At 65.1% G+C, this 24529-nt stretch carries 29 protein-coding genes and 1 other RNA gene; 22 read left to right on the top strand and 8 right to left on the bottom strand.

What is annotated here, in order from left to right:
• Positions 1-80: 80 nt before the first annotated feature.
• The 22 genes from ADE01S_RS17445 to ADE01S_RS17340 all read left to right on the top strand — a co-directional run bounded on the left by ADE01S_RS17445 (position 81) and on the right by ADE01S_RS17340 (position 18787).
• Positions 81-539 carry a terminase small subunit-like protein gene (locus tag ADE01S_RS17445; RefSeq protein WP_062682993.1) on the top strand — a complete coding sequence of 153 codons (459 nt, stop codon included), beginning with the start codon at positions 81-83 and terminating at the stop codon, positions 537-539.
• Entirely contained in the window at positions 481-1926 is a 1446-nt protein-coding gene (locus ADE01S_RS17440; protein WP_062682992.1) for a terminase large subunit domain-containing protein, read from the top strand. Before ADE01S_RS17445 ends, ADE01S_RS17440 begins: the two co-directional genes overlap by 59 nt.
• Positions 1923-3992: a portal protein gene (locus ADE01S_RS17435; RefSeq protein ID WP_062682991.1), complete on the top strand. Its 2070-nt coding sequence runs from the start codon at positions 1923-1925 to the stop codon at positions 3990-3992. The genes ADE01S_RS17440 and ADE01S_RS17435 overlap by 4 nt, the downstream gene beginning before the upstream one ends.
• A 111-nt stretch (positions 3993-4103) precedes the next feature.
• Complete coding sequence (locus tag ADE01S_RS17430) at positions 4104-4856, top strand: lipase chaperone (protein ID WP_075873244.1); 753 nt, start codon at positions 4104-4106, stop codon at positions 4854-4856.
• 11 nt (positions 4857-4867) lie between these two features.
• Positions 4868-5965, top strand: a complete 1098-nt coding sequence (locus ADE01S_RS17425; RefSeq protein WP_062682989.1) for a phage capsid family protein — start codon at positions 4868-4870, stop codon at positions 5963-5965.
• Between the two features lie 74 nt (positions 5966-6039).
• Complete coding sequence (locus ADE01S_RS17420) at positions 6040-6450, top strand: hypothetical protein (protein WP_131828709.1); 411 nt, start codon at positions 6040-6042, stop codon at positions 6448-6450.
• A gap of 43 nt (positions 6451-6493) precedes the next feature.
• The gene (locus tag ADE01S_RS17415; RefSeq protein ID WP_062682987.1) at positions 6494-6688 is read left to right on the top strand and encodes a hypothetical protein; all 195 of its coding nucleotides are present in this window, start codon (positions 6494-6496) and stop codon (positions 6686-6688) included.
• Between the two features lies 1 nt (position 6689).
• Complete coding sequence (locus ADE01S_RS17410) at positions 6690-7025, top strand: hypothetical protein (protein ID WP_062682986.1); 336 nt, start codon at positions 6690-6692, stop codon at positions 7023-7025.
• A complete protein-coding gene (locus tag ADE01S_RS17405; protein ID WP_062682985.1) occupies positions 7025-7405 on the top strand; it encodes a hypothetical protein in 381 nt (126 codons plus the stop codon). The genes ADE01S_RS17410 and ADE01S_RS17405 overlap by 1 nt, the downstream gene beginning before the upstream one ends.
• A complete protein-coding gene (locus tag ADE01S_RS17400) occupies positions 7402-8820 on the top strand; it encodes a packaged DNA stabilization protein (protein ID WP_131828708.1) in 1419 nt (472 codons plus the stop codon). The genes ADE01S_RS17405 and ADE01S_RS17400 overlap by 4 nt, the downstream gene beginning before the upstream one ends.
• Complete coding sequence (locus ADE01S_RS17395; RefSeq protein WP_062682983.1) at positions 8820-9185, top strand: hypothetical protein; 366 nt, start codon at positions 8820-8822, stop codon at positions 9183-9185. The genes ADE01S_RS17400 and ADE01S_RS17395 overlap by 1 nt, the downstream gene beginning before the upstream one ends.
• 12 nt (positions 9186-9197) lie before the next feature.
• Entirely contained in the window at positions 9198-9797 is a 600-nt protein-coding gene (locus ADE01S_RS17390) for an aspartyl/asparaginyl beta-hydroxylase domain-containing protein (protein WP_062682982.1), read from the top strand.
• A 3-nt stretch (positions 9798-9800) separates the two neighbouring features.
• Positions 9801-10256 carry a GNAT family N-acetyltransferase gene (locus ADE01S_RS17385; RefSeq protein ID WP_062682981.1) on the top strand — a complete coding sequence of 152 codons (456 nt, stop codon included), beginning with the start codon at positions 9801-9803 and terminating at the stop codon, positions 10254-10256.
• 1 nt (position 10257) lies between these two features.
• Complete coding sequence (locus tag ADE01S_RS17380) at positions 10258-11418, top strand: hypothetical protein (RefSeq protein WP_131828707.1); 1161 nt, start codon at positions 10258-10260, stop codon at positions 11416-11418.
• A 9-nt stretch (positions 11419-11427) separates the two neighbouring features.
• Entirely contained in the window at positions 11428-12663 is a 1236-nt protein-coding gene (locus ADE01S_RS17375; protein WP_062682979.1) for a hypothetical protein, read from the top strand.
• Positions 12663-15221 (top strand): lytic transglycosylase domain-containing protein, encoded by a 2559-nt coding sequence (locus ADE01S_RS17370; protein WP_062682978.1) that lies wholly within the window; start codon positions 12663-12665, stop codon positions 15219-15221. Before ADE01S_RS17375 ends, ADE01S_RS17370 begins: the two co-directional genes overlap by 1 nt.
• Before the next feature lie 134 nt (positions 15222-15355).
• Positions 15356-16747, top strand: coding sequence for a hypothetical protein (locus ADE01S_RS17365; RefSeq protein WP_062682977.1), 1392 nt, complete (start codon positions 15356-15358; stop codon positions 16745-16747).
• A gap of 1 nt (position 16748) precedes the next feature.
• The gene (locus ADE01S_RS17360; protein WP_062682976.1) at positions 16749-17138 is read left to right on the top strand and encodes a hypothetical protein; all 390 of its coding nucleotides are present in this window, start codon (positions 16749-16751) and stop codon (positions 17136-17138) included.
• Between the two features lie 63 nt (positions 17139-17201).
• Positions 17202-17510 carry a hypothetical protein gene (locus ADE01S_RS17355; RefSeq protein WP_062682975.1) on the top strand — a complete coding sequence of 103 codons (309 nt, stop codon included), beginning with the start codon at positions 17202-17204 and terminating at the stop codon, positions 17508-17510.
• A gap of 1 nt (position 17511) precedes the next feature.
• Entirely contained in the window at positions 17512-17790 is a 279-nt protein-coding gene (locus tag ADE01S_RS17350) for a hypothetical protein (RefSeq protein ID WP_045952776.1), read from the top strand.
• Positions 17787-18317: a hypothetical protein gene (locus tag ADE01S_RS17345; RefSeq protein ID WP_062682974.1), complete on the top strand. Its 531-nt coding sequence runs from the start codon at positions 17787-17789 to the stop codon at positions 18315-18317. The genes ADE01S_RS17350 and ADE01S_RS17345 overlap by 4 nt, the downstream gene beginning before the upstream one ends.
• The gene (locus tag ADE01S_RS17340; protein ID WP_242663384.1) at positions 18314-18787 is read left to right on the top strand and encodes a hypothetical protein; all 474 of its coding nucleotides are present in this window, start codon (positions 18314-18316) and stop codon (positions 18785-18787) included. Before ADE01S_RS17345 ends, ADE01S_RS17340 begins: the two co-directional genes overlap by 4 nt.
• On the opposite strand, the gene ADE01S_RS17335 is transcribed toward ADE01S_RS17340, so the two are convergent.
• From ADE01S_RS17335 to ompA, 8 genes are all read right to left on the bottom strand, one after another.
• Complete coding sequence (locus tag ADE01S_RS17335; protein WP_131828706.1) at positions 18784-19056, bottom strand: hypothetical protein; 273 nt, start codon at positions 19054-19056, stop codon at positions 18784-18786. The genes ADE01S_RS17340 and ADE01S_RS17335 overlap by 4 nt on opposite strands.
• A 48-nt stretch (positions 19057-19104) precedes the next feature.
• Positions 19105-19776 (bottom strand): SOS response-associated peptidase, encoded by a 672-nt coding sequence (locus ADE01S_RS17330; protein WP_062682972.1) that lies wholly within the window; start codon positions 19774-19776, stop codon positions 19105-19107.
• A gap of 37 nt (positions 19777-19813) precedes the next feature.
• Entirely contained in the window at positions 19814-19960 is a 147-nt protein-coding gene (locus tag ADE01S_RS31605) for a hypothetical protein (RefSeq protein WP_156494256.1), read from the bottom strand.
• A 178-nt stretch (positions 19961-20138) separates the two neighbouring features.
• Positions 20139-20527: a transfer-messenger RNA gene (ssrA, locus tag ADE01S_RS17325) on the bottom strand.
• An 89-nt stretch (positions 20528-20616) separates the two neighbouring features.
• Complete coding sequence (locus ADE01S_RS17320) at positions 20617-21795, bottom strand: MFS transporter (protein WP_062682971.1); 1179 nt, start codon at positions 21793-21795, stop codon at positions 20617-20619.
• A 343-nt stretch (positions 21796-22138) separates the two neighbouring features.
• Positions 22139-22813, bottom strand: a complete 675-nt coding sequence (locus ADE01S_RS17315; protein WP_062682970.1) for an HAD-IA family hydrolase — start codon at positions 22811-22813, stop codon at positions 22139-22141.
• On the bottom strand, positions 22810-23538 hold the full coding sequence (gene ubiG / locus ADE01S_RS17310; RefSeq protein ID WP_062682969.1) for a bifunctional 2-polyprenyl-6-hydroxyphenol methylase/3-demethylubiquinol 3-O-methyltransferase UbiG: 729 nt from the start codon (positions 23536-23538) through the stop codon (positions 22810-22812). Before ubiG ends, ADE01S_RS17315 begins: the two co-directional genes overlap by 4 nt.
• Positions 23539-23682: 144 nt before the next feature.
• Entirely contained in the window at positions 23683-24264 is a 582-nt protein-coding gene (gene ompA / locus ADE01S_RS17305; RefSeq protein ID WP_042792519.1) for an outer membrane protein OmpA, read from the bottom strand.
• Between the last annotated feature and the right edge of the window lie 265 nt (positions 24265-24529).

The raw sequence follows: 24529 nt of genomic DNA, 5'->3' as shown, positions 1-24529 counted from the left end.
TCGCTCCCGAGTCTCCACAAATGCCTCCACGAAGCCCGCAACCGAAAGGTTCGCGGGCTTTTTTGCGTCCCGACACAGACATGATCACGTACACCGACGAGCAGATCCTGGCCCAGGCCAGCGCGATCTGCGGGGATATTGCGTCCGGAATGTCTGGAGTGAAAGCCTGCCGCAAGAAGGGCCGGCCCGCGCGCTCCACGTTCATGCTGTGGGTCCAGGAGGATCGCCAGGGGATCCAGGCCCTATACCGCGCGGCGCTGAAGGAGCGCGCGCACACGTTCGCCGAGCAGATGATCGACATCGCCGACGCCGTGAAGAAGGGCACCAGCGAAGAAATCCAGGCCGCCAAGCTGGCGATCGAGACCCGCAAGTGGAATGCAGCCCGCATGGAGCCGTCCGTCTATGGCGACCGCATGCGCACCGAGCTGGCAAACGCCGACGACAAGCCGCTGCGCCTCACGACCGCCCAGGAAATGACCGATGACCAGCTCGCAGCTATCGCCGCAGGAAGCGGCGGCCGAACTTCTGGCCCGGCGTAAGGCGCGCACAGGCCTGCTGGCCTTCACGCAGTACACGAACCATGGGTACGAGCCGGCCGGGCACCACAGCAAGATCGCCGCGGCCCTGGAAGCGGTCGAGCGCGGGGAAGTCACCCGCCTGATGATCTGCATGCCGCCGCGCCACGGGAAGTCTGAGCTGGCAAGCCGCCGGTTTCCTGCCTGGTATCTGGGGCGCAACCCCGACCGGCAGATCATCGCGGCGTCCTACAACGGCGACATCGCGGCAGACTTCGGCCGGGACGTGCGCAACATCGTGGCCGATCCGTACTATCGGCTGCTGTTTGAATCGGGCCTGGCGCCGGATTCCCAGGCGGCAAACCGCTGGCACACCAGCAAGGGCGGGATGTACGTGGCCGCCGGCGTCGGTACCGCCATCACCGGCCGCGGCGCGCACGTGCTGCTGATCGATGACCCGTTCAAGGACCGCGAGGAAGCCGACAGCGACATCCGCCGGCGCCGCGTCTGGGACTGGTACACGTCGACCGCCTACACGCGCCTGATGAAGGGCGGGGCCATCGTGGTTATCAACACGCGGTGGCACGAGGATGACCTGTCGGGCAAGTTGCTGGACCAGCAGACGAAGGGCGGCGACAAGTGGGAAGTGGTCAGCCTGCCAGCCATCAGCGATGATGGCGCGGCGTTGTGGCCCGACCGCTACCCGTTGCCCGTGCTGCAGCAGATCAAGGCCGTGCTGCCCGAGCGGGACTGGAATGCGCTGTACCAGCAGCAGCCCAACCCTGACGACGGCACGTATTTCCGCCGGGAGTACTTCCAGGAATGGGATCAGGACACGCTGCCTGGCGACCTGGCGCTGTACGGCACGAGCGACTACGCAGTGACGGCAGACGGTGGCGACTACACGGTGCACCGAATCTGGGGCGTGGACCCCGCGGGCGACCTGTACCGCCTGGGCGGGTGGCGTGGCCAGACCACATCCGACGTCTGGATCGAAAGGGAGATCGACCTGATCGCCAAGCACAAGCCGTTCGCCTGGTTCGGCGAATCGGGCGTGATCCAGAAGGCGATCGAACCCATGCTGGTGCGCCGGATGCGCGAGCGCAACACATTCTGCCGCCTGGAATGGCTGCCCAGCGTGACGAACAAGCCGACCCGGGCCCGCGGCTTTCAGGCCCGAGCCGCCAGCAAGCGCGTGTGGTTCGAACCGGGTGCCGAGCTGGCCGAGTTCCTGAAGTTCCCCAATGGCAAGAACGACGACGACGTGGACACGGCTTCCTTGATCGGCCGCGCGCTGGACGATGCACACCCCGCCGTCGTCAGCGCCAAGACCAAAAGCAAGACGCTGGACCGCTGGGACCGCGCATTCGGCGCATCCGACCCTGACGAAACAAACTGGAAAGTGGCATGAACCTGAGACTGGCAACCAAGGACGGCGAGCAGGTGCCCGACGCTGCCGCGGCGACGCCCGGCGGCGAGTTCTACGACCACCTTACCCGGCTCGTCCGTGATTTCGAGGCGGCGGAGGACGGCACCCGCGACGCCCGCCAGCGCGCCGAGCGCAACCGCGACTACTACGACGGCAAGCAGCTCACGACCGAGGAAGTCGCCGCGCTGCGCCGCCGGGGCCAGCCGCCCGTGGTCGTGAACTACATCAAGCGGAAAATCGAGATCCTGCGCGGCCTGGAACGCCGGTCCCGCACGGACCCGCGCGCGTTCCCCCGTAATCCGCAGGACGAGAAGGGCGCCGAGGCCGCCACCGACGCGCTGCGCTTCGTGGCCGACGAGAACGATTTCGACGTCGTCCGCTCGTCCGTCTACGAAAACATGATGATCGAGGGGTTCGGCGGCGCCGATGTGATCGTCGAGCCGGCCCCCAACGGCGATATCGTCGTGTCGATCCAGTACGTGCCCTGGGACCGTCTGGTGTACGACCCCCACAGCCGCCGGTCCGACTTCAGCGACGGCCGGTATCGCGGCATTGTTATCTGGATGGACAAGACCGAGGCATTCGCCACCTATCCGGACCGCATCGAAGCCATCGAGGCATCCTTGCAGACGGTGTCCATGTCCGACACCTACGAGGACCGGCCCAAGGACGGAATGTGGTCCGACAACCGCCGAACCCGCGTGCGCATCGTCCAGATGCACTACCAGGACGACGGAGGCACCTGGATGGTTGCCACGTTCACCCGCGGCGGCTTCCTGGTGGACCCGCAGGTCTCCCCCTACATCGACAAGTACGGCCAACCGGCGCCGTCCCTGATCATGCGGTCCTGCTACATCGACCGCGAGAACAACCGCTACGGCGCGGTCAGCGACTGGATCGACACGCAGGACGAGGTAAACAAGCGCCGGTCCAAGGCGCTGCACCTGCTGAACCAGCGTCAGACCTACGGCACCAAGGAGGCGGTGCAGGACGTTGCGGCGGCCAAGCGCGAACTGGCCAAGCCTGATGGCCACGTCGAGTTGAACGGCGGCGCCACCTTCGGGCAGAACTTCGGCATCCTGCCAACCGGCGATATGGCCAGCGGTCAGATGGAACTGTTGCAGCAGGCCACCGCTGAAATGCAGGCCAGCGGCCCGAATGCTTCCCTGGCCGGCAAGGATCAGCGCCAACTGTCCGGCCGCGCCATCCAGTCCCAGCAGCAGGCCGGCAGCATCGAGGTTGAGCCGACCGTCGACGAGCTGCGCCAGTGGACACGCGACGTATACGAGGCGGTCTGGCTGCGCATCAAGCAATTCTGGACGGACGAGAAGTGGGTGCGCGTCACCGACGACGAACGCAACATCAAGTGGGTAGGCCTGAACAAGGTCGTGACCGTCAAGGACCGCCTGGAGCAGCTGCCTCCCGAGATGCAGCAGCAGGCCATCATGCTGGCCGCCCAGCAATTCGGGATACCGCCGCAGGACCCGCGCCTGCTGGAGCAGCCCGTGGCCGTCGAGAACGACGTCAGCGGTCTGGACGTGGACATCGTCATTCAGGAGGGCCCGGACCTGGCAACCCTGCAAAGCGAACAGTTCGAACAGCTCGCGCAGATGGCCCAGTCGGGCATCCCCATCCCACCCAAGGCGATCATCCTGGCGTCCAGCCTGCGCAACAAGGACCAGATTCTGGACGAAATGGAGCAGGGCAACGCTCTCCCGCCGCAGATCCAGCAGCAAATGCAGCAGATGCAGCAGCAGCTTCAGCAGCAGGCGCAGGCCATGCAGCAGATGCAGGAGCAGCTGCGCGACAAGCAGGCAGACCTGCAGATCAAGGCGTTCGACGCCGAGACGCGCCGCTACGACGTCATGAAGCCGGAGCAACGCCAGCAGGCCCACCCTGGCAACCCCATGGCCGAGCAGGCCCAGATCGCCAAGGACGTGGCCAGCGCGCGCAAGACGAACGCCGAGGCCGTCCAGACCGAGGTGGAGACCGAATTGCTCGTCACCATGCCCACCGCACCAGAGTTCAGGGGAAGCGTCAGCATCTGACGTCTCCCAGTTTCGACAGCCGCCTACGGGCGGCTTTTTTTATTCCGCCGCCGGGGATTTTCGGGCGTTAAAGCTGCCGCCGGGCTGAATCGGGCGTGAAGGAAGAGCGCAATGAGTGAAACGATGGACTTCAACGGCATTTTCGAAGGTAAGCAGCCAGAGCAGCCGCAGGCCGCGCCGGAACCCGCACGGGAACCGGAGCCGCAGGCAGCCGCGCCGGAGGCACCGCAGGGCGAACCGCAGGAGCCGGCAACCGCCGAGCCTGCGAATGGGGAGCCGCCAGCCCCTGGAAGTGACAAGCATGTCCCACTCGCCGCGCTTGAAGCCGTCCGCAAGGAAAAGACGGACTGGAAGGAAAGGGCCATCCGCTACGAGGAGCAGATCAAGCAATTGACGGCGCAGCAGCAGGCGCCCCAGCAGCAGCAACCTGCCACTCCGCGCGAGATGTCCGCGCAAGAGTTCGCCATCAACGAACGTTTCAACACGTCCGAGTTACTGGCCCGCAAGGACCACCCGGATATGGACGAGAAGATGGCGGCATGGGAAGCCGCGGCACAGAAGAACCCCGCCATGCGCGCGGAACTGATGCAGCAGCGGCATCCCTGGGAATTCGTCTACGAGCAAGGCACGCGCTTGCTTGCCATGCAGGAAATCGGCGATGACCCAGCGGCCTACAAGGAGCGCCTGCGCCAGGAACTCCTGGCCGAGCTCTCCGCGCAACAGCCCCAATCCGCCCAGCCCGCCGCAAGCCCTGCGCCCACGGCAGCTTTGCCCACCTCCCTGGCTACCGCCCGATCTGCTGCCGCCCGCTCTGCGGACGCGCACACCGGGCCGACGCCGTTCGAAGACCTGTTCAAAAAGTAAAGGAGCCGTAAATGGCTGAGACCACTGCACGCCCGGGGCTTACCCCGCAAATCTGGGACGACAAGTTCTTCCAGGAATACCTGCGCGCCAACCGCTACATGCGCTACATGGGGACCAGCGAAGAATCGCTCTTCATGGTCAAAGAGGATCTGACCCGCAAGGCGGGCGATCGAATCACGTTTGCTGCGGTCCGCAAGATCGGCGGCGGCGTCTCCGGCAACACGGTGCTGGAAGGCAACGAAGCCGAGCTTGACACCCGGTCCATGGCCGTGCGCGTCATGCCACATCGCAACGCCGTGGTCATCACCCAGTGGGACGAGCAGAAATCTGCGATCGACCTGCGCAACGCTGGCCGCAGCGCGCTCAAGGGCTGGTCGCTTGATGCCCTGCGGGATGCCATCAATACGGCGTTCAAGTCGATCCCGAACGCCGCCGGCATCATGATCCCCTACGAGCAGGCCACCGAAGCCGAGAAGGACGCCTTCCTGGCCAACAACGCCGACCGCGTGCTGTTTGGCGCGGCCAAGTCCAACAACACTGGCAACGACTGGTCCGCCTCCTTGGCGAACATCGACAACACGGCCGACAAGCTGACGCCCCAGGTGATCAGCCTGGCAAAGCGCATGGCTCAGACCGCCTCCCCGGCGATCACGCCCACCCGCACGACCGAGGACCAGGAATGGTTCGTCATGTTCGCCAATTCCCTGTCGTTCCGCGATCTGCAGAACGCCCCGGAGATGACCCAGGCGAACCGCGATGCGCGCGAGCGCAACGTGCGCACCAACCCGCTGTTTACCGGAGGCGACCTGGTGTGGGATGGCGTGATCATCCGCGAAATCCCCGAAATCGGCTCCGTGCCGGGCGTGGGCGCGGGCAACATTGACGTCGGCTTCAACTTCCTGTGCGGCGCCGGCGCGCTCGGCCTGGGCTGGGCGCAGCGCACGCGCTCCACCACGGACGTGCGCGACTATGGTTTCCGTAACGGCGTCGGCATCCAGGAAATCCGCGGCATCGAAAAGCTGATGTTCGGCAAGGGCGCCACGGATACCGACAACCTGGTGCAGAACGGCGTTGTGACGGTCGTCACCGCTGCCGTTCCGGACGCCTAAGCAACCACAGCCAACCTGAGACGAAACGAAGCGCCCGAGGGGCGTTTTTTTTCGTCTCTACCAAGGAGATTTTCATGGCAACTGTCAATGCCGCCCGTGTGGGCGATACGAAGCCGCGCGACGTCATGCCCGGCGTGGGCGATGGCCAATCGGTCAAGGCGATCCCGTTTCGCTACGACTTTTCGGCCGCCGTCCCGATCGGCACCGTGATCCAGTCGCCGGTCATCCAGGCCGGCTCGGTGGTGCTGGACGTCATGGTGGTGACCAGCGGCGTCAGCACGGCCACCTTCAACGTGGGGTACGGCGGCGATCCGGACTACTTCGCCGCCGCGGCTACCGGCGCCGTTATCCGGGCGAGCGCCGCCACGGCCGCGCCGTTGGTGCTGACCGCCAACGACACCATCGACATCGTGACCGGTACGGCCGTCACGGGTGCCAGTGGCTTCATCGCTGGTTACATCCTGGTGATCCCCCTCAACACGTAACCCAACCGCGGGCCGGCTTCGGTCGGCCCGCCTGGAGATCTACATGGAAACAATCAAACTCACCTTCACGGGTGACCCCGCCAATCCGGGCGAGAAGCGCGACGACCTGGTCATCGGCGAGCACATCTTCCCCTTGGGTAAGGCGGTAGAAGTCCCGGACACCCCGGCCTTCCGCAAGCTGGCCGAGAACAGCCATTTCAAGGCTGGCGCGCCGGCGCAGGCCAAGAAGGCAGCCTGACATGCTCACGGCCACGAAACGCGACCTGGGCCCGCGCGTCCTGCGCAAGCTGTCGGTACTGGGCGCCGGCGAGACGGCGGAAGCCGACGACATCGAGCTGATCAACGAAAAGCTGGATGCGGTGCACGCGGCGCTGCGAACGCGCGGCCTGCTGCGCTGGACGTTGAACGCTGTGCCAGACTATGCGCAGGAATCGTACGTGCTCATGGCCGCATTTCTGGCCGCCCCTGAATTCCAGCGCCCGCCGGACGCCAGCATGTGGTCGGCGGGCATGCGAGAAATCGAATCTGCGGTGGCGCTGCCCAACGCCGGCACCACCCCGGCGGAGTACTTCTGATGGAAATCATAGTTGCGCTGGACGGCGCCAAGCGCCGCGACCTGCAGGTGTATCAGGGCGACCTGATCACGCTGACGGCTAAGGTGTTCCGCACGGATGCCGACGAAGACCCGATCGATCCCTTGCTGATCACGGACCTGGCCATTGCGACGGTCGGACCGTTCAATGGATCGGTGCCGGTGGCGACCCCCTTCACCGTGCCCGGTGACCTGGTCTGGCGCAACTGGTACACCCTGCGCGGCACCGTGGACGGCATCAGCACCACGCTGGCCTTCGGCTGGATCTTGGGCTACGGCATGCCCGAGCGCACCGTGCCCTGGGGCAATGACTATGGCTGGCGCTGGCCCTTCGGCCCGGGGAACATGGGGGTGCTGCCTTGAGAACGCCCATACCCGTTGTGGGGCCGGCCTATCAGGCCGCCAGCCTGAACCTGAGCGCGCAACGCTGCGTCAACTGGTTCATCGAGCTGGGCGCAGACGGCGCGACGGTCCAGGCGGCGCTGCTGCCCACGCCTGGCCTGACGCGCGTGTTGGAAATGCCCAACGCGCCCGCCGAGATTCGCGGCCTGAAGGTGTTCAAGGGCGAACTGTGGGTCGTGTCTGGTGACAAGCTTTTCCGCGTCACCGCCGCCTGGATTCCCACACTGGTGGGCAGCCTCGCGACGTCGGCCGGCCCGGTGTCCATGGCGATCAACGAAACGCAGCTCGCGCTGGTCGACGGCGTGCTGGGCTACTACTACGACCTGCCCAGTTCCACGTTTGGCACGATCACCGACACCGAATTCCCGACTGGCGCCCGGCAAATTTCATACCTGCGCAACCGCTTCCTGGTTGAAGCGCCTCAGTCGCAAACCATGAGCTGGTCCAAGATCGGCGACGTGCGCGATTGGAACGGGCTGGATTTCGCCAGCACGGACGCGTCACCCGACAATATCGTCGCGCACCTGCCAGACCAACAGCAGCTGTACGTTTTCGGCGAATCCACCACGCAGCTGCTGGTTGCCGATGCGCAAGGATTCTCCCCCAGCCAGAACAGTGCCATGCAGCAGGGATGCGTGGCCGCGTTCAGCCCCGTGAACATCGACAACAGCGTCATGTGGCTGGGCCGCGGCACCGAGGGGCAGGGCGTGATCTGGCAATCCCGAGGCGGCGCGGCGCCGACCCGGGTGTCGACTCATGGCGTTGAAGCGGCCATCGGCGGATACCCGCGCGTTGATGACGCGATTGGGTTCTCCTACCAGCAGGGCGGCCACCTGTTCTATCAGCTCACGTTCCCGGCGGCGATGACCACCTGGGTGTATGACGTCGCGTCCCAGCAATGGCATGAGCGCGGCTACATGGTGCCGGGGACGGGCGAATTCACGCGCCATAGGGCCAACTGTCACGCCTTGTTTGCCGGGCGCCATGTGGTCGGTGACTGGGAGCGCGGGCGGCTGTACTTGCTGGACCAGGCCAACTACACGGACGACGGTGAAACCATCAAGCGGCTGCGCGCCGCACAGACGATCGTGGAAAAGCTGAACGACCTGGCCATGGGCGCGCTGGTGGTGCACGTCGAGGCGGGTGTGGGAACCAGCACCGGGCAGGGCCAAAAGCCCGCCATGATGATGCGCAAGTCCAAGGATGGCGGACATACTTGGAGCAACCGGCGCACGGTCTCCGTCGGCCGCATCGGCGAATACGGCTATGGCGCGCGGTTCAACCGTCCCGGCAATGGCCGGCAAGTCGTCTATGAGCTGAGCGTCACCGACCCGGTGAAGGCGGTGCTGCTGGGCGCCTACCTGGGGGACGACTGATGGCCGACCTGCAGCTACTTCAGAACAACGCTGTCTTCGCGATCGAGCAGAACGGCCAACTTATCCAGTCGCCCCAGACACTCGCCTTTATGCGGGCGCTGGCGAACGTTCTGGGGTCGGCCTATGCCGACACCCTGGCGCCTACTGCCGTGGCCGCCACGGGCTCGCCAATGACCTACACGGCGCCCTCACGCATGGCGCTGCACGTGGCCGGCGGCACGGCGTCCGCCATTTCCTTCAAACGCGGCACCACCACCCTGGGCCTGGCGGTCCAGTCGGCGGGCCAGCTCATCCCCCTCAACCCCGGCGACCAAGTCGTCATCACCTACACCGTCGCGCCCACGATCACCGCCGTGTCGCGCTAACCCAGAGGCCATATGAAACATTTCCATTTCCTGGCGAGCGGCCTGGACGTGAACCCGCTCATGCTCGCCATCCGTCGCCAGCCGCACCTGTGGAAGGAAGACACGTTCCTGCGCAAGTATCCACAGGGCCCGTTCGGCCAGACCGAAACCATCATGATCCGCTTCCCGGAGAAGGTCGAAGGCCTGACCGACGAGCAAATCGAGGCCTATAAGGCCAACCAGCTTGCCGGGCATGACCAGTACGAGGCCGTGAACTATCCGGCGCAGGCCGCGCTGCCCGAGGTGCGCAAGCTGATGTTCGACCTGATGGCGCGCGTGAGCGGTGAGCGGCTGGGCCGCGTGATGATCAACAAAGTGGCCCCCGGCGGCCGGATCTTCCCGCACGCCGACACGCCCGAGCAGACCCGGTACTACACGCGCTTTCACATTGTGCTGCATGGGCTGCCCGGCGCCGTCCTGCGCTGCGGCGACGGCGACGACGCGGAAGAAATTCAGATGCGCACTGGCGACTGTTTCTGGTTCGCCAACGACAAAGTGCACGAGGTCATCAACAACAGCGCCGACGACCGCGTATCCATGGTGGTGGATATTCGTCTGCCGCGCCAGGGGTAAGCCATGCTCACGGCCCACGTCGAAAGCCTCACCGAACGCCTGGAAGAACTCAAGCCGCTGTTCCCGTTGCATTGGGAAGAACTCGCCCTGAACAAGGACAAGGTGCCTCTGGACCCTCAGTACCACGTCTACCTGCAGCGCGACGCACGTGGCGAGGTCATTTTCGTCACGCTGCGCGACGCCGGCGAGCTGGTGGGCTACTTCGTGGGCTTCGTGGCGCCGGGGCTGCATTACCAGACCTGCCTGACCTGCCACATGGACATCCTTTTCCTGCGCAAGGACAAGCGCGGCGGCCGCGGTGGGGTGATCCTGCTGAAGGCGGTCAAGGCGGAATTGAAGCGCCGCGGAGTCCAGCGCTGGTTCGTGGGTACCAAAGCCCACATGGACATCGGCCGGCTATTCGAGGCGATGGGGTTCCAACATGTAGAGACCACGTATAGCGCGTGGATTGGAGGCTGAAATGGTCGCAGCAGCAGTAGGAGTAGGTAGCGCAGTCGCCGGCGTGGCCGGCAGCGCAATGGCGGCAGACGCAGCCGGAGACGCCGCCGCCGTGCAGCAACAGGCCGCGGCGGACGCCAATGCCATCACGCGCGAACAGTACGAGCAGAACACGGCCAATTTCCAGCCGTATCTGAATGCAGGTCAAGCTGGGCTGAACGCGCTGATGTATCGGCTCGGGCTTGGCACCGGCACCGGCGGGCGCGAACTGACCGAGCAGGAAATCCGGAACGAACTGCGCGGCCAGTACACGACAGCTGGGAGCTCCGGGCGCCCTCCGTCGGTCAGCGAGGTGCTGGCTGCAAATGGGATGCGTGGGGCAGCGGCATCGAACTATTCGAATGCGACGTGGGGATATGACCCGCGCGCCCAGCGTTGGGGCTACAAACTCGATTACATCGATGGCGGCGACGCGGGCGGGACGTCTTCGAATTGGGTATATGGCGATCCAGTGGGCGCCACCGGCGACACCGTGGACGAGGCGGCGTTGAACGCGGCCGTTCAAGAACGATTGGCCCAGCAGGCTGCGGCGAAGAACGATCCGCTCTATGGCAGCCTACTAAACACCTTCAAGGAGTACAAGCCGTTCTCGATGGCTGATTTCGAGGTGGACCCCGGCTATCAGTTCCGCCTTCAGGAAGGGCAGAACGCGCTGAACAACATGGCGGCGGCGACCGGGAACCTGAATTCCGGCCGCGCGCTGAAAGACGCCATGGCCTACAACTCGGGCCAGGCGTCGCAGGAATATGGGAACGCCTATGGTCGATACAACAACGACTATCTGACCGGCTTCAACGTTTTCAACACCAACCAGACGAACCAGTACAACAAGCTCGCGGCCTTGGCTGGTATGGGCCAGGCGTCGGCGTCGTCATTGGCGGGCGTGAGCCAGAACTATGCCAACCAGGTCAGCAACAATCTGGCGCAAAGCGCGAATGCGCAGGCCGCCGGCGCCGTGGGGCAGAGCAATGCCATCAGCCAGGGCTTGGGGTCCATCGCGAATGCTGGTTTGAACTACGCGGCCTTGAACAGCCAGAGCGGCTATGGCGGGGGCTACACGCCGACGTCAGCCGCCACGGGCAACGTGAACAGCCTGTATGGCGCATGGCGCCCGGTCGCCTAAGGAGCGAATATGCAACTCGACACCAACATCGCGCTGCAGGCGCGCGGCCCGCAGATCGAAAGCCCGATCAATACGCTGTTCAATGTGGCGCGGCTGCGCTCGGCCCAGGCTCAGCTAGGCGAACAGGAGCGCCAGGCCGGCGAGCGCAACGCTCTGGCGGGGGTCCTCCGGTCGCCCGACACCTTCGGCGCCGATGGCCGCTTCAACCGCTCGGCGCTCCCTGCCATTGCGCAGGCGTCGCCCGGCGCGGCTCTCCAGTACGCCGGCCTGGCGAACCAGCAGGACGCGAGCGCGGACCAGGCGGACGTGCGCCGGATGCAGAAGGCAAAGCAGAGCATGGAGCTGCAAGGCCGGCTGCTGCAGGGGGTGAATGACGAATCGACGTACCAGAGCGCTAAGCAAGCGGCGGCCCAGGCCGGCATGGATGTTTCCCAGTTGCCGCCGAGCTACGACCCGGCCTGGGTGAACCAAGCCCGTGCGCGCACCATGAGCCAGCTCGACCAGTTCGATATGCTGTACAGGCAGCAGATGATGGAGCTGCAGCGCGACCGTCTAGCGCGCGATGCTGGAAACTACGGGTCGCCGGTGCAGACGAACCGTGGCTTGGTTCAAACAAACGCGCGTGGCGAGCAGAAGTGGCTGGAAGACAATGGCCAGCGCGTGATGCCGGCGTCAATCGATGCGGCAGTACAGGGCAGTGTCGCCCAGGCCAAGGCCCGCGGCACCGCGCAGGGCAAGGCGCAGGTGGAGAACGAGCAGGGCCTGGGGCAGGCCGAGGCTACGGCCACGCAGATCATGGACGTGATCGACAAGGCAATAAGCCATCCGGGCCGATCGTATGCAACCGGCACTTCGTCCATACTCCCGATTTTTCCAGGCACGGATGCCGCAGATTTCAGGGCCGTACTGGACCAGATCAAGGGGCAAGCGTTCCTTCAGGCGTTCGAAAGCCTCAAGGGGGGCGGGCAGATCACCGAAGTGGAAGGAACGAAGGCCACGCAGGCTATTGCGCGCCTTGACGCTGCACAGTCAGAAGAAGAATTCGTCAAATCCTTGCAGGAGCTGAGGGACATTGTCGCCAGAGGGCTGGAACGCGCCCGTCGCAAGGCGGGCGAATCCGCAGCACCTGCTGCTACCGCCGCGCCGGCCGCCGCTCCCGCGCGTGAGATTGCGCGCCGCGGACGTCTTCCTGATGGCCGCCAGGTCGTGGAATACACGGACGGCACGCGCGAGGTGATCCAATAATGGCCTACAACGATCTTCTTCGCCTGGTTGAGCAGGCGGAAAGCGGCAACCGCGACTATGACGCGGCGGGCCGGGTCGTGACGTCGCCCGTGGGCGCCAAGGGCCGCATGCAGGTCATGGACGCCACCAACCGCGATCCTGGTTATGGCGTGGTGCCGGCCCGCGACGACAGCCTGGAGGAACGCGCCCGCGTGGGCCAGGACTACCTGGCCGCCATGGTGAACAATTACGGCGGAGACGTTCGTAAGGGCCTGGCGGCTTACAACGCCGGGCCCGGGAACGTAGACCGTGCGCTGGCCCAGGCCCAAGCGGCCGGCGACCCGGATTGGATGCGCTATTTGCCCAAGCCCCAGGAGACAGTGCCGTACGTTGAGAAGATCGTGGCGGGCATGCGCGGTCAGCCGGGCGTTATGGACCGCGTGGCGTCGGCGGTGCTGCCGGCTGCCAGCGCTGCTTCCGCTCCCGATGTGGATTGGAACAGCGTGACGTGGGATGAAGCCCCGGCGGCAGCCGCTGCTGGCGCCGCGCCTGACGTGGATTGGAATGCTGTCCAGTGGGACGAACCTGCGGGCCCCTCCACTGCGCCTGCCGCCGAGCCCTACCGCGTCGAAATGAGCCAGGAAGGCGCCCAGAGGATGCAAGGTCAGCCGCAGCATACGGGCGTGCTTGGCGCGATCGAGAGCCTTGGCGCGGGCGTGCGCAAAGCAGGTCAAGGCTTTGCGCAGGGGTTCGGCGATGTGCCCGCCGGAATCGCACAGGCGTCCATGCATCAGGGTCAGCAGATCCTGCAAGAACTCGATGGACTGCTGGGTACCGACCTGGCGAGCCAAGCCGCCAGCAACGTCGCCGCGCGAGATGCGGAGGTGGCGCAGCGCGAAACGGAATATCAGCAGCAGACGCCCGGGTCCGCCGCGGCAGGAGTTGGCCGCCTGGGCGGCAATATCGCGTTCTCGATGGCTGGCGGCCCCGCGTCGCTGGTCGCGCCTATGACGACGGGCGCGCAGATCGGGGCGCGCGTGTTGCCGGTAGCTCCTCGTCTTGGCGCTGTGCTTGGGGGGGGAGCGGGAAGCAGCCTTGTCAGTGCTGGCTACGGTGCGGCGGCCCCGGTAACTGGCGGCGATTACGACAAGGAATCCTCCAGAAACGCCAAGGTCGGTGCAGCATTGGGTTTCGCGGCGCCGGCGCTCGGGCAGGTCGTGGGCTCCGCTGGTCGGTATATCGGCCGCAATGTTCAAGCTGCCATTGCTCCCTTCACGGAGGCTGGCCGCGAACGGATCGCCGAGAATATTCTTGCCAGAATGGCCCGGGGAGGCCCGCAGAAGGGTCGCGTTGCCGAATTCGTCGAGGGGGTAGAACCCACCTTGGCCGAGATTACGGGTAACCCCAAGATCGCCAACCTGCAGCGCACCATCCGCGATCTGGAGCCCACTCCGTTCGTCGCGCGTGAGGAGGCAAACCAGTTGGCTCGCCAGGATGCCATGGGCGCCATACGCGGCACGGCCGATGATTTGGCTTCTGCCAGAACCGCCCGCTCAGCGGCGGCGGCGGATGATTACCTGAATACTCATGTAGGCATCCCGGTTGCGAATACGGAATATGCTGCCCTGCGCAAAACACCTGCTTTCCAGAGCGCGTTTGCCGAAGCGGAACGGATGGCAAAGAACTCCGGCAGCTCGGTGGAAACCAAAGTTGCAAACCGGACGAACGCAAATCGCGGCGGCCAGATGGGCACGCCCGATACCTACGTATCTGGTGTGGGCCTACAGCGCATCAAGATGGCTCTCGATGATCAGATCAACGCCGCCATGCGCGCCGGCGAGAACAGTAAGGCCGCCAGCGTCCTGCAGGTGAAAGGCCGGCTGGTCGACATGATGGACAGGGAGATACCAGGCTATGCGGAGGCTCGGCAAGCCTATTCCGCAGCCTCTCGCGACATCGACCAGATGGCGTACCTGCAGGGGATGAATCTCACGGATGCCCAAGGGAACATCACGCTGGCGCGCGTACAGAACGCACTGCGCAACCTGGAGAAGGCCCAGCAGAAGCCGGGCATGAACGAGGCGAAATCCGTCACGGCGGAGAAAGTTGCGGCCCTGACGGATATCCGCGACGACCTGATGCGTCAGGGGCAGGCCCAGGCCGGGCGCTCGCTGGGCACGAATACCGCTCAGAACCTGGCGATGCAAAACATGCTGTCCACCATGCTCCCCGGTCGCGTCGGCGAAGTGGCCGGCGCCATCGGGCCGGGGGCTCTGGCTGGCGGCGGCCTCGGGTTCATGATAGGAGGGCCTGCTGGTGGTGCCGCTGGTGCTGTGGTCGGCAATAGGCTGGGCGCCGCTGCTAATGCCCTAATGCGGTCTGGCAATGAGGATGTCCAGAACCGTCTGGCGCGCCTGTTGCTGAACGAAGGGGGATCAGGGCTTTCTGCTCTCGATCGTGCAGCCAGTGCGCCGCGCCCACTCCCGGGTCTCGGGGGACTGAATCGTCTCCTCTACCCATCCGTCAGTGTCGGCGGCGCGTTGGGGATGGGGATCAAGACGCCCACCAACAGTCGGTGATTCGTGAAAGCCATCCCATATTCCTTTCACCAGGGCGAAAGCGAGATAGGCAATTAGGGAAGCCGGTAGGAAGTTTTCCATTTCGTAAACATAGCAGCCTCGGCCTATAGCCGGGGCTTTTTTTGGGGCTTGCAATGCCGCAATCATACATTTCGCCCAGGTTTCAGGCCATCGACCTGAACGGCCGGCCGCTGGTGGGTGGGCTGCTGTACACCTATGCCAACACGACGACGACGCCGCAGGCGACCTATCAGGACTCCGCCGGCCTGGCCGCCAACACGAACCCGATTGTGCTGGACGACCGCGGTGAGGCCGTGGTGTTCCTGCAGGACGGTCTGAAATACACGTGGGTTCTCAAGACTGCCGGCGACGTGCTGGTGTGGTCCCAGGACGACATTTCCGGAACGGCCGGCGGCACGGGTGGGATCACGGTGGTGAACGTGCTGCCGACGTCGGACATCGGCCCGGTGTACCTGCCGGGCCAGGGCACGTTCTACTGGGACGGAAGCCAGTACGTATCCGACTATTCGCGCGGCTTCGGTGGTGGGGCGTTCGGCAATAAGAACAAGATCATCAATGGAGATTTCCGCGTCTGGCAATTGGGCACATCGATCGGCCCCATCACGTCCGCGAGCGGCAACCCGTATACGGCGGATCAATGGCGGATCCACGCTGCTGGCACCACATCTGTGACTGTCACGCAGCAGGCGGCAGGGGCTGATTATGGGCAGGATCGAGTGGGAGGATATAGCGCTCGCATAACGTCCAACGCAGCAGCAACTCCTGGCGCGTCGGACAGAAACCGTCTCTCGCAGCCCATCGAGGGTCAGAACCTACTTGCTCTGGCGCTGGGCTCCTTGTGGGGTGGCTCCTTCACGGTCAGTTTCTGGGTCAAGGCCTCGATCGTTGGCGACTACAGCATCGCCTTCCTAAACGGTGGTTCTCCGTCGTTCCGGTCCTATGTGCGAACGTTCCCTGTGGGTACGGCGGGCACCTGGGAAAAGAAGACGCTGACGATTCCCATCGACCAAGGCGGAATTGCCAACTGGGACCGCACCAATGGGCTGGGAATGCAGCTGGTATTCGACCTGGGCAGCGGAACGAACTACGAGGGTGCCGTAAGCACGTGGCTGTCGACAGAAACCACGCGTGCGACCGGCTCGATACGCACCGTCAGCACCAGCGGAGCAACCCTTGAAATTAGCAAGGTCCAGATCGAGCCAGGTAATCAGGCGACACCCTTCGAAGATCGGCCGATCAGCCAAGAGTTTGCGATGTGCCAGCGCTATTACGAAGTATCAGATGGACAGTTCGGCTACACCAACCCGGGTAACAATGCGACGACCGTCCAATATCTATCGCATAAGTTTGCGGTCCAAAAGCGCGCCACCCCCACCGTTACCCGGGCGGTAGTGAACGGCACGGTTGTCGTTCAAGCTGCCAGCGTCGGCTTCGTGAACTGGAACTTTCAGAACGCCGGGATGGTGAATAACGTTTGGTCTTGGATTGCTGACGCGAGGTTCTGATATGTACAAAATCATCAATGACACACTGATCCAGCGTTTGGACGATGGCGCCTATGTCCCGCGTGACGAGGCCAACAAGGAATATCAGGCGTTCCTGGAGTGGGAGCGCGCCGGCGGCGTGATTGAGCCGGCCGACCCTGAGCCGGTGTACGTACCGCAGGAGGTATCCGCCGCACAAGCCTACGCCGCGCTGATGGCCGCTGGGCTGTTCGATCAGGTGGAAGCCTGGGCCGCAGATCCGGCGACGGACCCGCTCCATCGTCTGGCATTCCAGAAGGGAGCCACGTTCCGGCGGGATAGTCCGGCCCTGGCCGCAGGCGCTGCGGCGCTCCAATGGAGTGACGCGATGCTTGACCAGCTGTTTATCGCGGCCGAGGCGATACAGCTGTAGGCCAACGACACAAGAACCATACGCCGCCTCCGGGCGGCTTTTTCATGCCTATAGGGGACACGATTGAACATCCAAGACTTCGACGCCCTTGCGGCAAAGTTCGCCGGCGTGCTGGGCGCGGCGGTGTCCATGCGCTATCTGCAAGGGTCATGGCCGGCGAGGTTGAGCATGGCGGCCAGCGGCTCGCTGGTGGCCTATTACGCATCGCCGTATCTGTCGCTGCTGCTGGGCATTCCTGAAGGCCTGGCCGGGTTCCTGACGGGGATGTTTGGCATGGCCATCGTCTCGCGCGGCTGGGAGGCGGTGCAGGCTGCCCCAATCGCCGCACTGTGGCAGGCCGTGATTGACCGCGTGCGCGGCAAAGGGGCGTGACATGGACAGCACCATCTACTTGACCCTGTGGGCCGTGCTGGCCTTCGTAAGCTGGCTCATCGTCGCCGGCGGCGCGGTGCTGGCCGTGTTCTCGCGGGCCATCAAGGACACCACGTTCGAACGAATCGGCCTGGCCGCCGTCAGCCTGACCGCCACTGGCGCCGCATGCCGGATCTTCATGGCCGGCTGGGCCAGCGCCGGCGATGCCGCGCTTGCCGCGTCGGCCGCCTTCTACGTTGCCGCCGTGACGGCAAAGCACATCAGGAAGCCCACGCTATGACCTTGGATACCATCGTTTCCGACGCCATCACCCCCGCGCTGGCGCTGCTTCCCACCAAGATGGACACGCCCGAAGCGCGCATTATGCTGCTGGCCACCGGGTTGCAGGAATCCCGGTTCGAACACAGGCGTCAGCTGGTGGGAAGGCCGCCGCGCCCGGTTGGACCGGCGAAGAGCTTCTGGCAGGCGGAGCAGGGCGGCGGGATGGTGCACGGTGTTCGGCTGCACGTCGCCACGCGCGCCGCGGCCGCGCACCTGTACCAGGCCCGGGGCGTACCGGCGCGCGATGCCGCGATCTGGGACGCCATCGAGCATGACGATGTGCTGGCGGCTGGCCTGGCGCGGCTGCTCTTGTGGAGCGACCCGGGCCGGCTTCCGGCGGTCGGCGATGCCGAGGGCGCCTGGGCTCTGTACCTGCGAACCTGGCGCCCGGGCGCCTACGCGCGCGGCACGCCGACCCAGCGTGCGGGGCTTCGTGCGAAATGGGCCGGCAACCATGCCCAGGCATTGACCGAGGTGGCACCGTGAGCGCGCTGGCCGGCTGGAAGGGCTACGCCGCGGTGGCCGTGGTCGGGGCGGCGCTGGTGGCGGGCGTGGTCCTGGAACGCCAGTGGTACGGATCGCGCCAGTTCCAGGCTGGGGCCGACGCTAAGCTGGCCGAAATCGAGAAACGCCAGACTGCCATCGAGCGCGCCTGGCAGGAGGGAAAGGATCGTGCTGATGCCCAATACCGTGGCGCCGTCCTGGCGCGAGAAGCTGCTGAAAGGACTGTTGCCGCTCAGCGTGGCCGCATTGACGGGCTGCTCCGCCAGCTTGCCCAGCGGCGCGCCGAAGCTACCGGCGCCAGCGCGGGACCTGATGCAACCGGCCCCGACTGGATCGGAATTATTGGATCGTGTGTCGGACGATATGAGCAGATGGGAAAAGATGCTGCACGATGGGCTGACCAGGTGAACGGCCTGCAGGGGTACATCCGGGGGCTGGGCGTCGCTCCCTAGACTTTCGGCGCCCTCAGGTTCCGGGCGATCACGGCCGGTTCCTCGTCCAGGAGCAGTTTTATGCGGTGGATGGCCGCGAAATGACTGCCGACCTCTTCGTTCCAGGCGCGGTCGATGATTTCCACGAGGTCGCGGGCCTCCTGTAGTACCCCGTGCTCCCTGCTGATTTCGGATAGCAACTCGCGCTCGATGCTCACCGGGAGGGAGATTTTCCAGAGGGCGATCAGGCGATCCAGAGGGATCGGTGGGGTTCGGGCGGGCTTTCCCATGCTGCAACCTGCGTGAAAATACTGTTCGGATGAACAGTGTATTCCAACTTAAATGGGGTCGATTGCGTCCGGCATCTGGTACTTTGAATTGCCCACTTCCTGGCGCACCGGGTGCCAGATGAATGCCGATTCCGGTAGGCCCTCGCTGAGCAGCGCGACCGCCTGGGCGGCTGGGAAGTCCGGATCCATCCAGTGCATGGCGAGGTCGGCCGGGAGGGCCACGGGGCGCCGGTCGTGCACGTCCACCATGCCGCCGGCGGCGTCGTTGGTGACGATCGCGAACCCGTGGGCCGCGTCCTTCTCTGCGCCAGCGCGCCAGGCTGACAGGGCGGCGAAGAACAGTGGCGCGCCATCTTTGGCGTGGATGTAATAGGGCTGCTTCGGTGGCTTCGGGCTGTCGTCCAGCGGCTTCCATTCATACCAGCCGTCGGCCGGCACCAGGATGCGCTGGCCGGTCAGCATCTTCCAAGGCCACTTATTTGCCTGAATCTTGTCCAGGCGCGCATTCGACATCAAGAACTTGGACCCTTGCGGCCGGTATCCCCAGGCGAGCCGCTCCAGTTCGAAGTCGCCGGCCAGCCGGTGCATTGTCAGCGGGCGCGTGCCGGGCGGGATGTTGTAGCGTGGGCCGGCCGGGTCGGAGAAGATCCGGTGGGGATTGGGGAACAGGCGCTCCACGTAGTCCATGGGGCCTGCCTTCTGGACGATGCGACCGCACATGACGCACTCCTGACCGAGGGGAAGGGCCAGTATAGGGTCACTCCAGGTCCGCGGCTTCCTCCGGATGGCGATCTAGGTACTCGACGAGTGCGCGGACGATCAGCGCGATCTGCCGCTGTGCGGCAACGGGCAGGGCGGCGAATTCCGCGACGGTGAAGTGCTCGTTGAAAGGCCAGATTTCCATGGCCCGACTGTAGCTCGGACGCCGCGCTGGCGGACAGCGCACAGGGGAATCCAGGACGTTTCTGGCTCGTGTGATTTGGGTGTGAAAACGGTGTGAAACGGTGGACAGTTGGAGACAGAAAAGGGCGGATCGGTTAACCCGTCCGCCCCTGTCCTGTACTGTCTATAGCTTGCTAATTTGGTGGAGCCGGGGGGAATTGAACCCCCGTCCGCAAGCCCTCCGCAACCAGTTCTACATGCGTAGTCGATTTATTTGGTTTTAACCCTGGACTTAGCCAACCGACAGGCCGGACCAGAGCGATTCACGTAATTTAAATTTGAACCGTGTGACCCCAGTTCAAACCGATTCCTTGTGAATGTCGCTGCTGCGGTTCGAGGGTTGCCCCCCTAGGAAGTTGCCTTCCCCCGCCTGACCCAAGGACAGATCAGTGCAGCGGCTCACCGCTTAAGCGGCGAGAGCGAAACGCTCGTCGTTGGCGTTTGTAGTGTTCCAGTGGTTTAACGAGCGTACTGGTGCTCGGCATGCCCTGAGTTGTTTCGCGACCCACGTCGAATCCGGATCGGCCCCAAGAAGTTCTATTGTACTGGTAAATGCCATAGCCTGCTGTATTCCTGCTCCCCGGCGCGTATGGCGTGGCGCCGGGGACACAGCGGGGCTCAGGCGGCGTTGGCGCAGGCGGCCTTGGACTGCGGCCGGGCGCGCGAGGCGGCCATCAGCAGGAAGGCCAGGCCGACCGACACGGCGACGATGGCGGCAGCCGCCCAACCCAGGGACGCCAGGCCGTAGCGGTCGATGACGCCTCCGCCCACCACGGCGCCCAGCCCGATGCCGATGTTGGCGCCCGAGATATTCAGGGACGCGGCAAATGCCGGCGCCTCGGGCGCCGATTTCATCAGCCGCACGTGGCACACGATGAAGAGGGCCGCCTGGGCGATGCCCCAGACCCCCAGCGCCACGGCCAGCAGGCCGTGAGACGCCATGACGGGGGCCAGCGCCGCCAGCCCGGCCGCCATCAGCGAGGAGAAGAGGGCGGTCGCGCCCAGCGGGCTGCGGTCCACCAGACGGCCTCCCAGCGTGTTGCCGATCAGGCCCACCGCGCCGAACGCCATCATGGTCCAGCCGACGATCTGGCCGTTGAAGCCGGCCAGCCGTTCCAGCATGTCCGCCAGATAGGTGTAGGCGGTGAACATGCCGGTGAAGACGAGCAGCGAGAGCAGCACGTGGCCGACCACCATGGGGTTGCGCAGGATGCGCAGCTGAGTGACGAGCCGGACGCCGTCGGCGCGGACGCGAGTGCTGGGGAAGGTGAACAGCAGCAGCAGGGCCTTGGCGAACGCCACGACCGACAGCACGGCGAAGGCGGCGCGCCAGCCGAAGGCGTCGGAGATCAGCACGCCGATGGGGATGCCGAACACGGTGGCCGCGACGATGCCGAACGCCACCGTGGAGATGGCGCGCCCGGCCCGGGCGGGGCCGACCAGTTCCACCGCCGTGGCGCTGGCCAGCGACCAGAACACGGGCAGGGCCAGCGCGGGGACGAAGCGGGCGACGGCCATGACCCAGATGTTCGGCGCGGCCGCGGCCACGGCGTTGGACAGGCCGAAGAGGACCAGCACGCTGATGAACAGGCGCTTGCGCTCGATGTTGGCCATGAGGGCGGTCAGCAGCGGGCCGGTCGCCGCCACGGTGAAGGCGAACAGCGAGACCAGCAGGCCGGCCTGGGACACCGTGACGTTCAGGTCGCGGGCCAGGCCCGGCAGCAGGCCGACGATCAGGAATTCGGTCGTCAGGATGGTGAACCCGGCGGCGGAAAGCAGCAAGATGGGCAATAGCATGGGCATTCCTCTGGCGCGGCGCGGGAAGGCGGCGCGCGGACAGGCGTTCAAGGGCGAATGAAAAGGTCTGGCGTGCTCGGCGCCCCGGGGGCGTCCGGCACCGCGCCTGGGCCGACTGGCGTCGGCGCGTTGGATCTAAGGCCGCGGGCGGCATTGCCCGGGGCTCCGGCGTTGGCCGGTGGGGTATCGGGAAGACCCCGATACCGTGCATGAGTCACACTTTAAGTGACTTTGGTTTCGGGATAAAGACGCCGATCCGGGAAAGATTGTTCGTTATTGTCAACTAATTCGGTGGATCGGCGCCGGGTCGGGGCGGTCCGGATAGCGGCTCGCCCCGCCGCGCCTAGCGCAGATCGCGGGGCAGCAGGGGTTCGATGGCGGGCCACAGTTCGGTGGAGGAGTGGGCGCAGGTTTCCGCTTCCCAGGTGGTGATGTTGTCGTCCTCGCCGACGTAGCCGTAGGCCGCCGCGACGGCGGGCATGCCCGCCGCGTGCGCCGCCTGGATGTCGCGCAGGTCGTCGCCGACATAGACGCAGCGCTCGACGGAGAAGCCGGCCTCGCGGGCGGCGTGCTGCAGCGGCAGGGGGTGCGGCTTGGAATGGGCGGTCGTGTCGCCGCAGACCAGCACGGAACTCTCGCGCGTCAGGTCCAGGAACTCGACGATGGGCAGGGTCAGGTAGGTGACCTTGTTGGTCACGATGCCCCAGGACAGGCCGCGGCGGCGGATGTCGGCCAGGAGGGCCTCGATCCCCGGGAACAGCTTGCTGTGCACGGTGGACCCGGCCGCGTAGTCCTCCAGGAACTGCAGGCGGGTGGGTTCGTAATCGGCGTCGCCGGGGGCCAGGCCCAGGGCGACGCGCAGCAGGCCGCGGGCGCCCTGCGAGGCCACCGGGCGCAGCGCCTCGTACGCCATCGGTTCCAGGCCCTTGCGGGTGCGCTGGCGGTTGGCCGCGGCAGCCAGGTCGGGGGCGGTGTCGGCCAGCGTGCCGTCGAAGTCGAACAGAATCAGGGCGCTCATTTGCGGGTAGCCATCAGGTAATTGACCGAAGTGTTGGACGACAGGGTATAGATCTGCGTGATGGGGTTGTATTCCATGCCGCGCATGCTGACCGGCTCCAGGCCGGCGCCGCGCGCCGCGGCGGACAGTTCGCTGGGCTTGATGAACTGTTCGTAGCTGTGGGTGCCGCGGGGCAGCAGCCGCAGCACGTATTCCGCGCCGAGGATGGCGAACAGGAAGGACTTGGCGTTGCGGTTCAGGGTGGAGAAGAACACCCAGCCGCCCGGCTTGACCAGGGCGGAGCAGGCGCGCACGATCGAAGCCGGATCCGGCACGTGTTCCAGCATTTCCATGCAGGTCACCACATCGTAGTGGCCGGGCCGCTCGGCGGCCAGCTCTTCGACGGGCACCTTGCGGTAATCCACCTTGACGCCCGATTCCAGGCCGTGCAGGCGCGCCACCTTCAGGGATTTGTCGGCCAGGTCGATGCCGGTTACCTCGGCGCCGCTCTTGGCCATGGCTTCGGACAGGATGCCGCCGCCGCAGCCCACGTCCAGCACGGCCTTGCCTGCCAGGCTGCCCGCGCATTCCTGGATCCATTCCAGCCGCAACGGATTGATGGCGTGCAGGGGCTTGAACTCGCTTTCGGGATCCCACCAGCGGCTGGCCAGGGCGGCGAACTTATCCAGTTCGGCCTGGTCGGCGTTGACGGCGGGGCGGGCGGTGTCGTGGGTTTGCGTGGTCATGGGCGGGTCCAGCGTAAGGCGACTCTATATATAGAGGGGTCCGCGCGAGGCGAGGAGGGCGCGCCGCCGCACCAAAGCGGTGCGCTGGCGGCGAAAAAAAGGGCCTCGCTATGCGAGGCCCCTTTATTGTAGCTAGTCCGGCAATTACTTGCGGCTACCCACGATTTCGATCTCAACGCGACGGTTCTGGGCGCGGCCTTCCTTCGTCTTGTTGGAAGCGATCGGGTTCAGCTCACCCTTGCCTTCCGTGTAGATACGGTTCGGGTCGATACCCTTGCTGACCAGGTAGCTCTTGACCGAAGCGGCGCGGCGCTCGGACAGCTTCTGGTTGTAGGCTTCCGTGCCGATCGAGTCGGTGTGGCCCACAGCAATGATGGTTTCGAGGTCGATACCGCGAGCTTGCTGGGCGACTTGGTCCAGCAGTTGACGGCCTTCGGGCTTCAGGGTCGACTTGTCGAAGTCGAAGAACGTGTCAGCATTGAACACGACCTTTGCCGCCATCGGGGCCGGCTTCGCCTTCTGTTGTGCAACCGGAACGCCGTCGCAACCGGGGATGCCGGTGGCCGGGGTCCAGAAAGCATCGCGCCAGCACAGTTCGTTCGTGCCGTTCTTCCAAACGTCACCGAACGGGTTGCGCCAGTTGTCCACGGTTTGCGCGGAAGCTACACCAGAGGCCGTGACAGCGGCGAAGGCGAGCGCCAGAGCGAATTTGGAGGGTTTGTTCATGTTTCTCCTCGTTGAGCTTGAAGCTGGATAAGTGACTCGCAGCGAACCCCCGCCGCATATCAGGAAAACGGGGCCAGTATAGCAACGCCAAGAGCTGGTTCAAAGGAATAGCTACTGGGTTTCCTGCGTGCTGGAAACAATCTTAAGGCATTTGGGGGGCTTTGGCTTCCCTGGACAGGCGCATTAACGCTGGATATGACGTTTTCGGCACTCCATCCGTTTCCCATGTTGGTTTTTGGCAACAGGCCCGCAGGGCGCGGGCGGA

This window comes from Achromobacter denitrificans NBRC 15125 (genome assembly GCF_001571365.1).
Taxonomy (GTDB): domain Bacteria; phylum Pseudomonadota; class Gammaproteobacteria; order Burkholderiales; family Burkholderiaceae_B; genus Achromobacter; species Achromobacter denitrificans.
The sequence above is the reverse complement of the archived record's forward strand: the minus strand, read 5'-3'. Positions and strand labels throughout refer to the sequence as shown.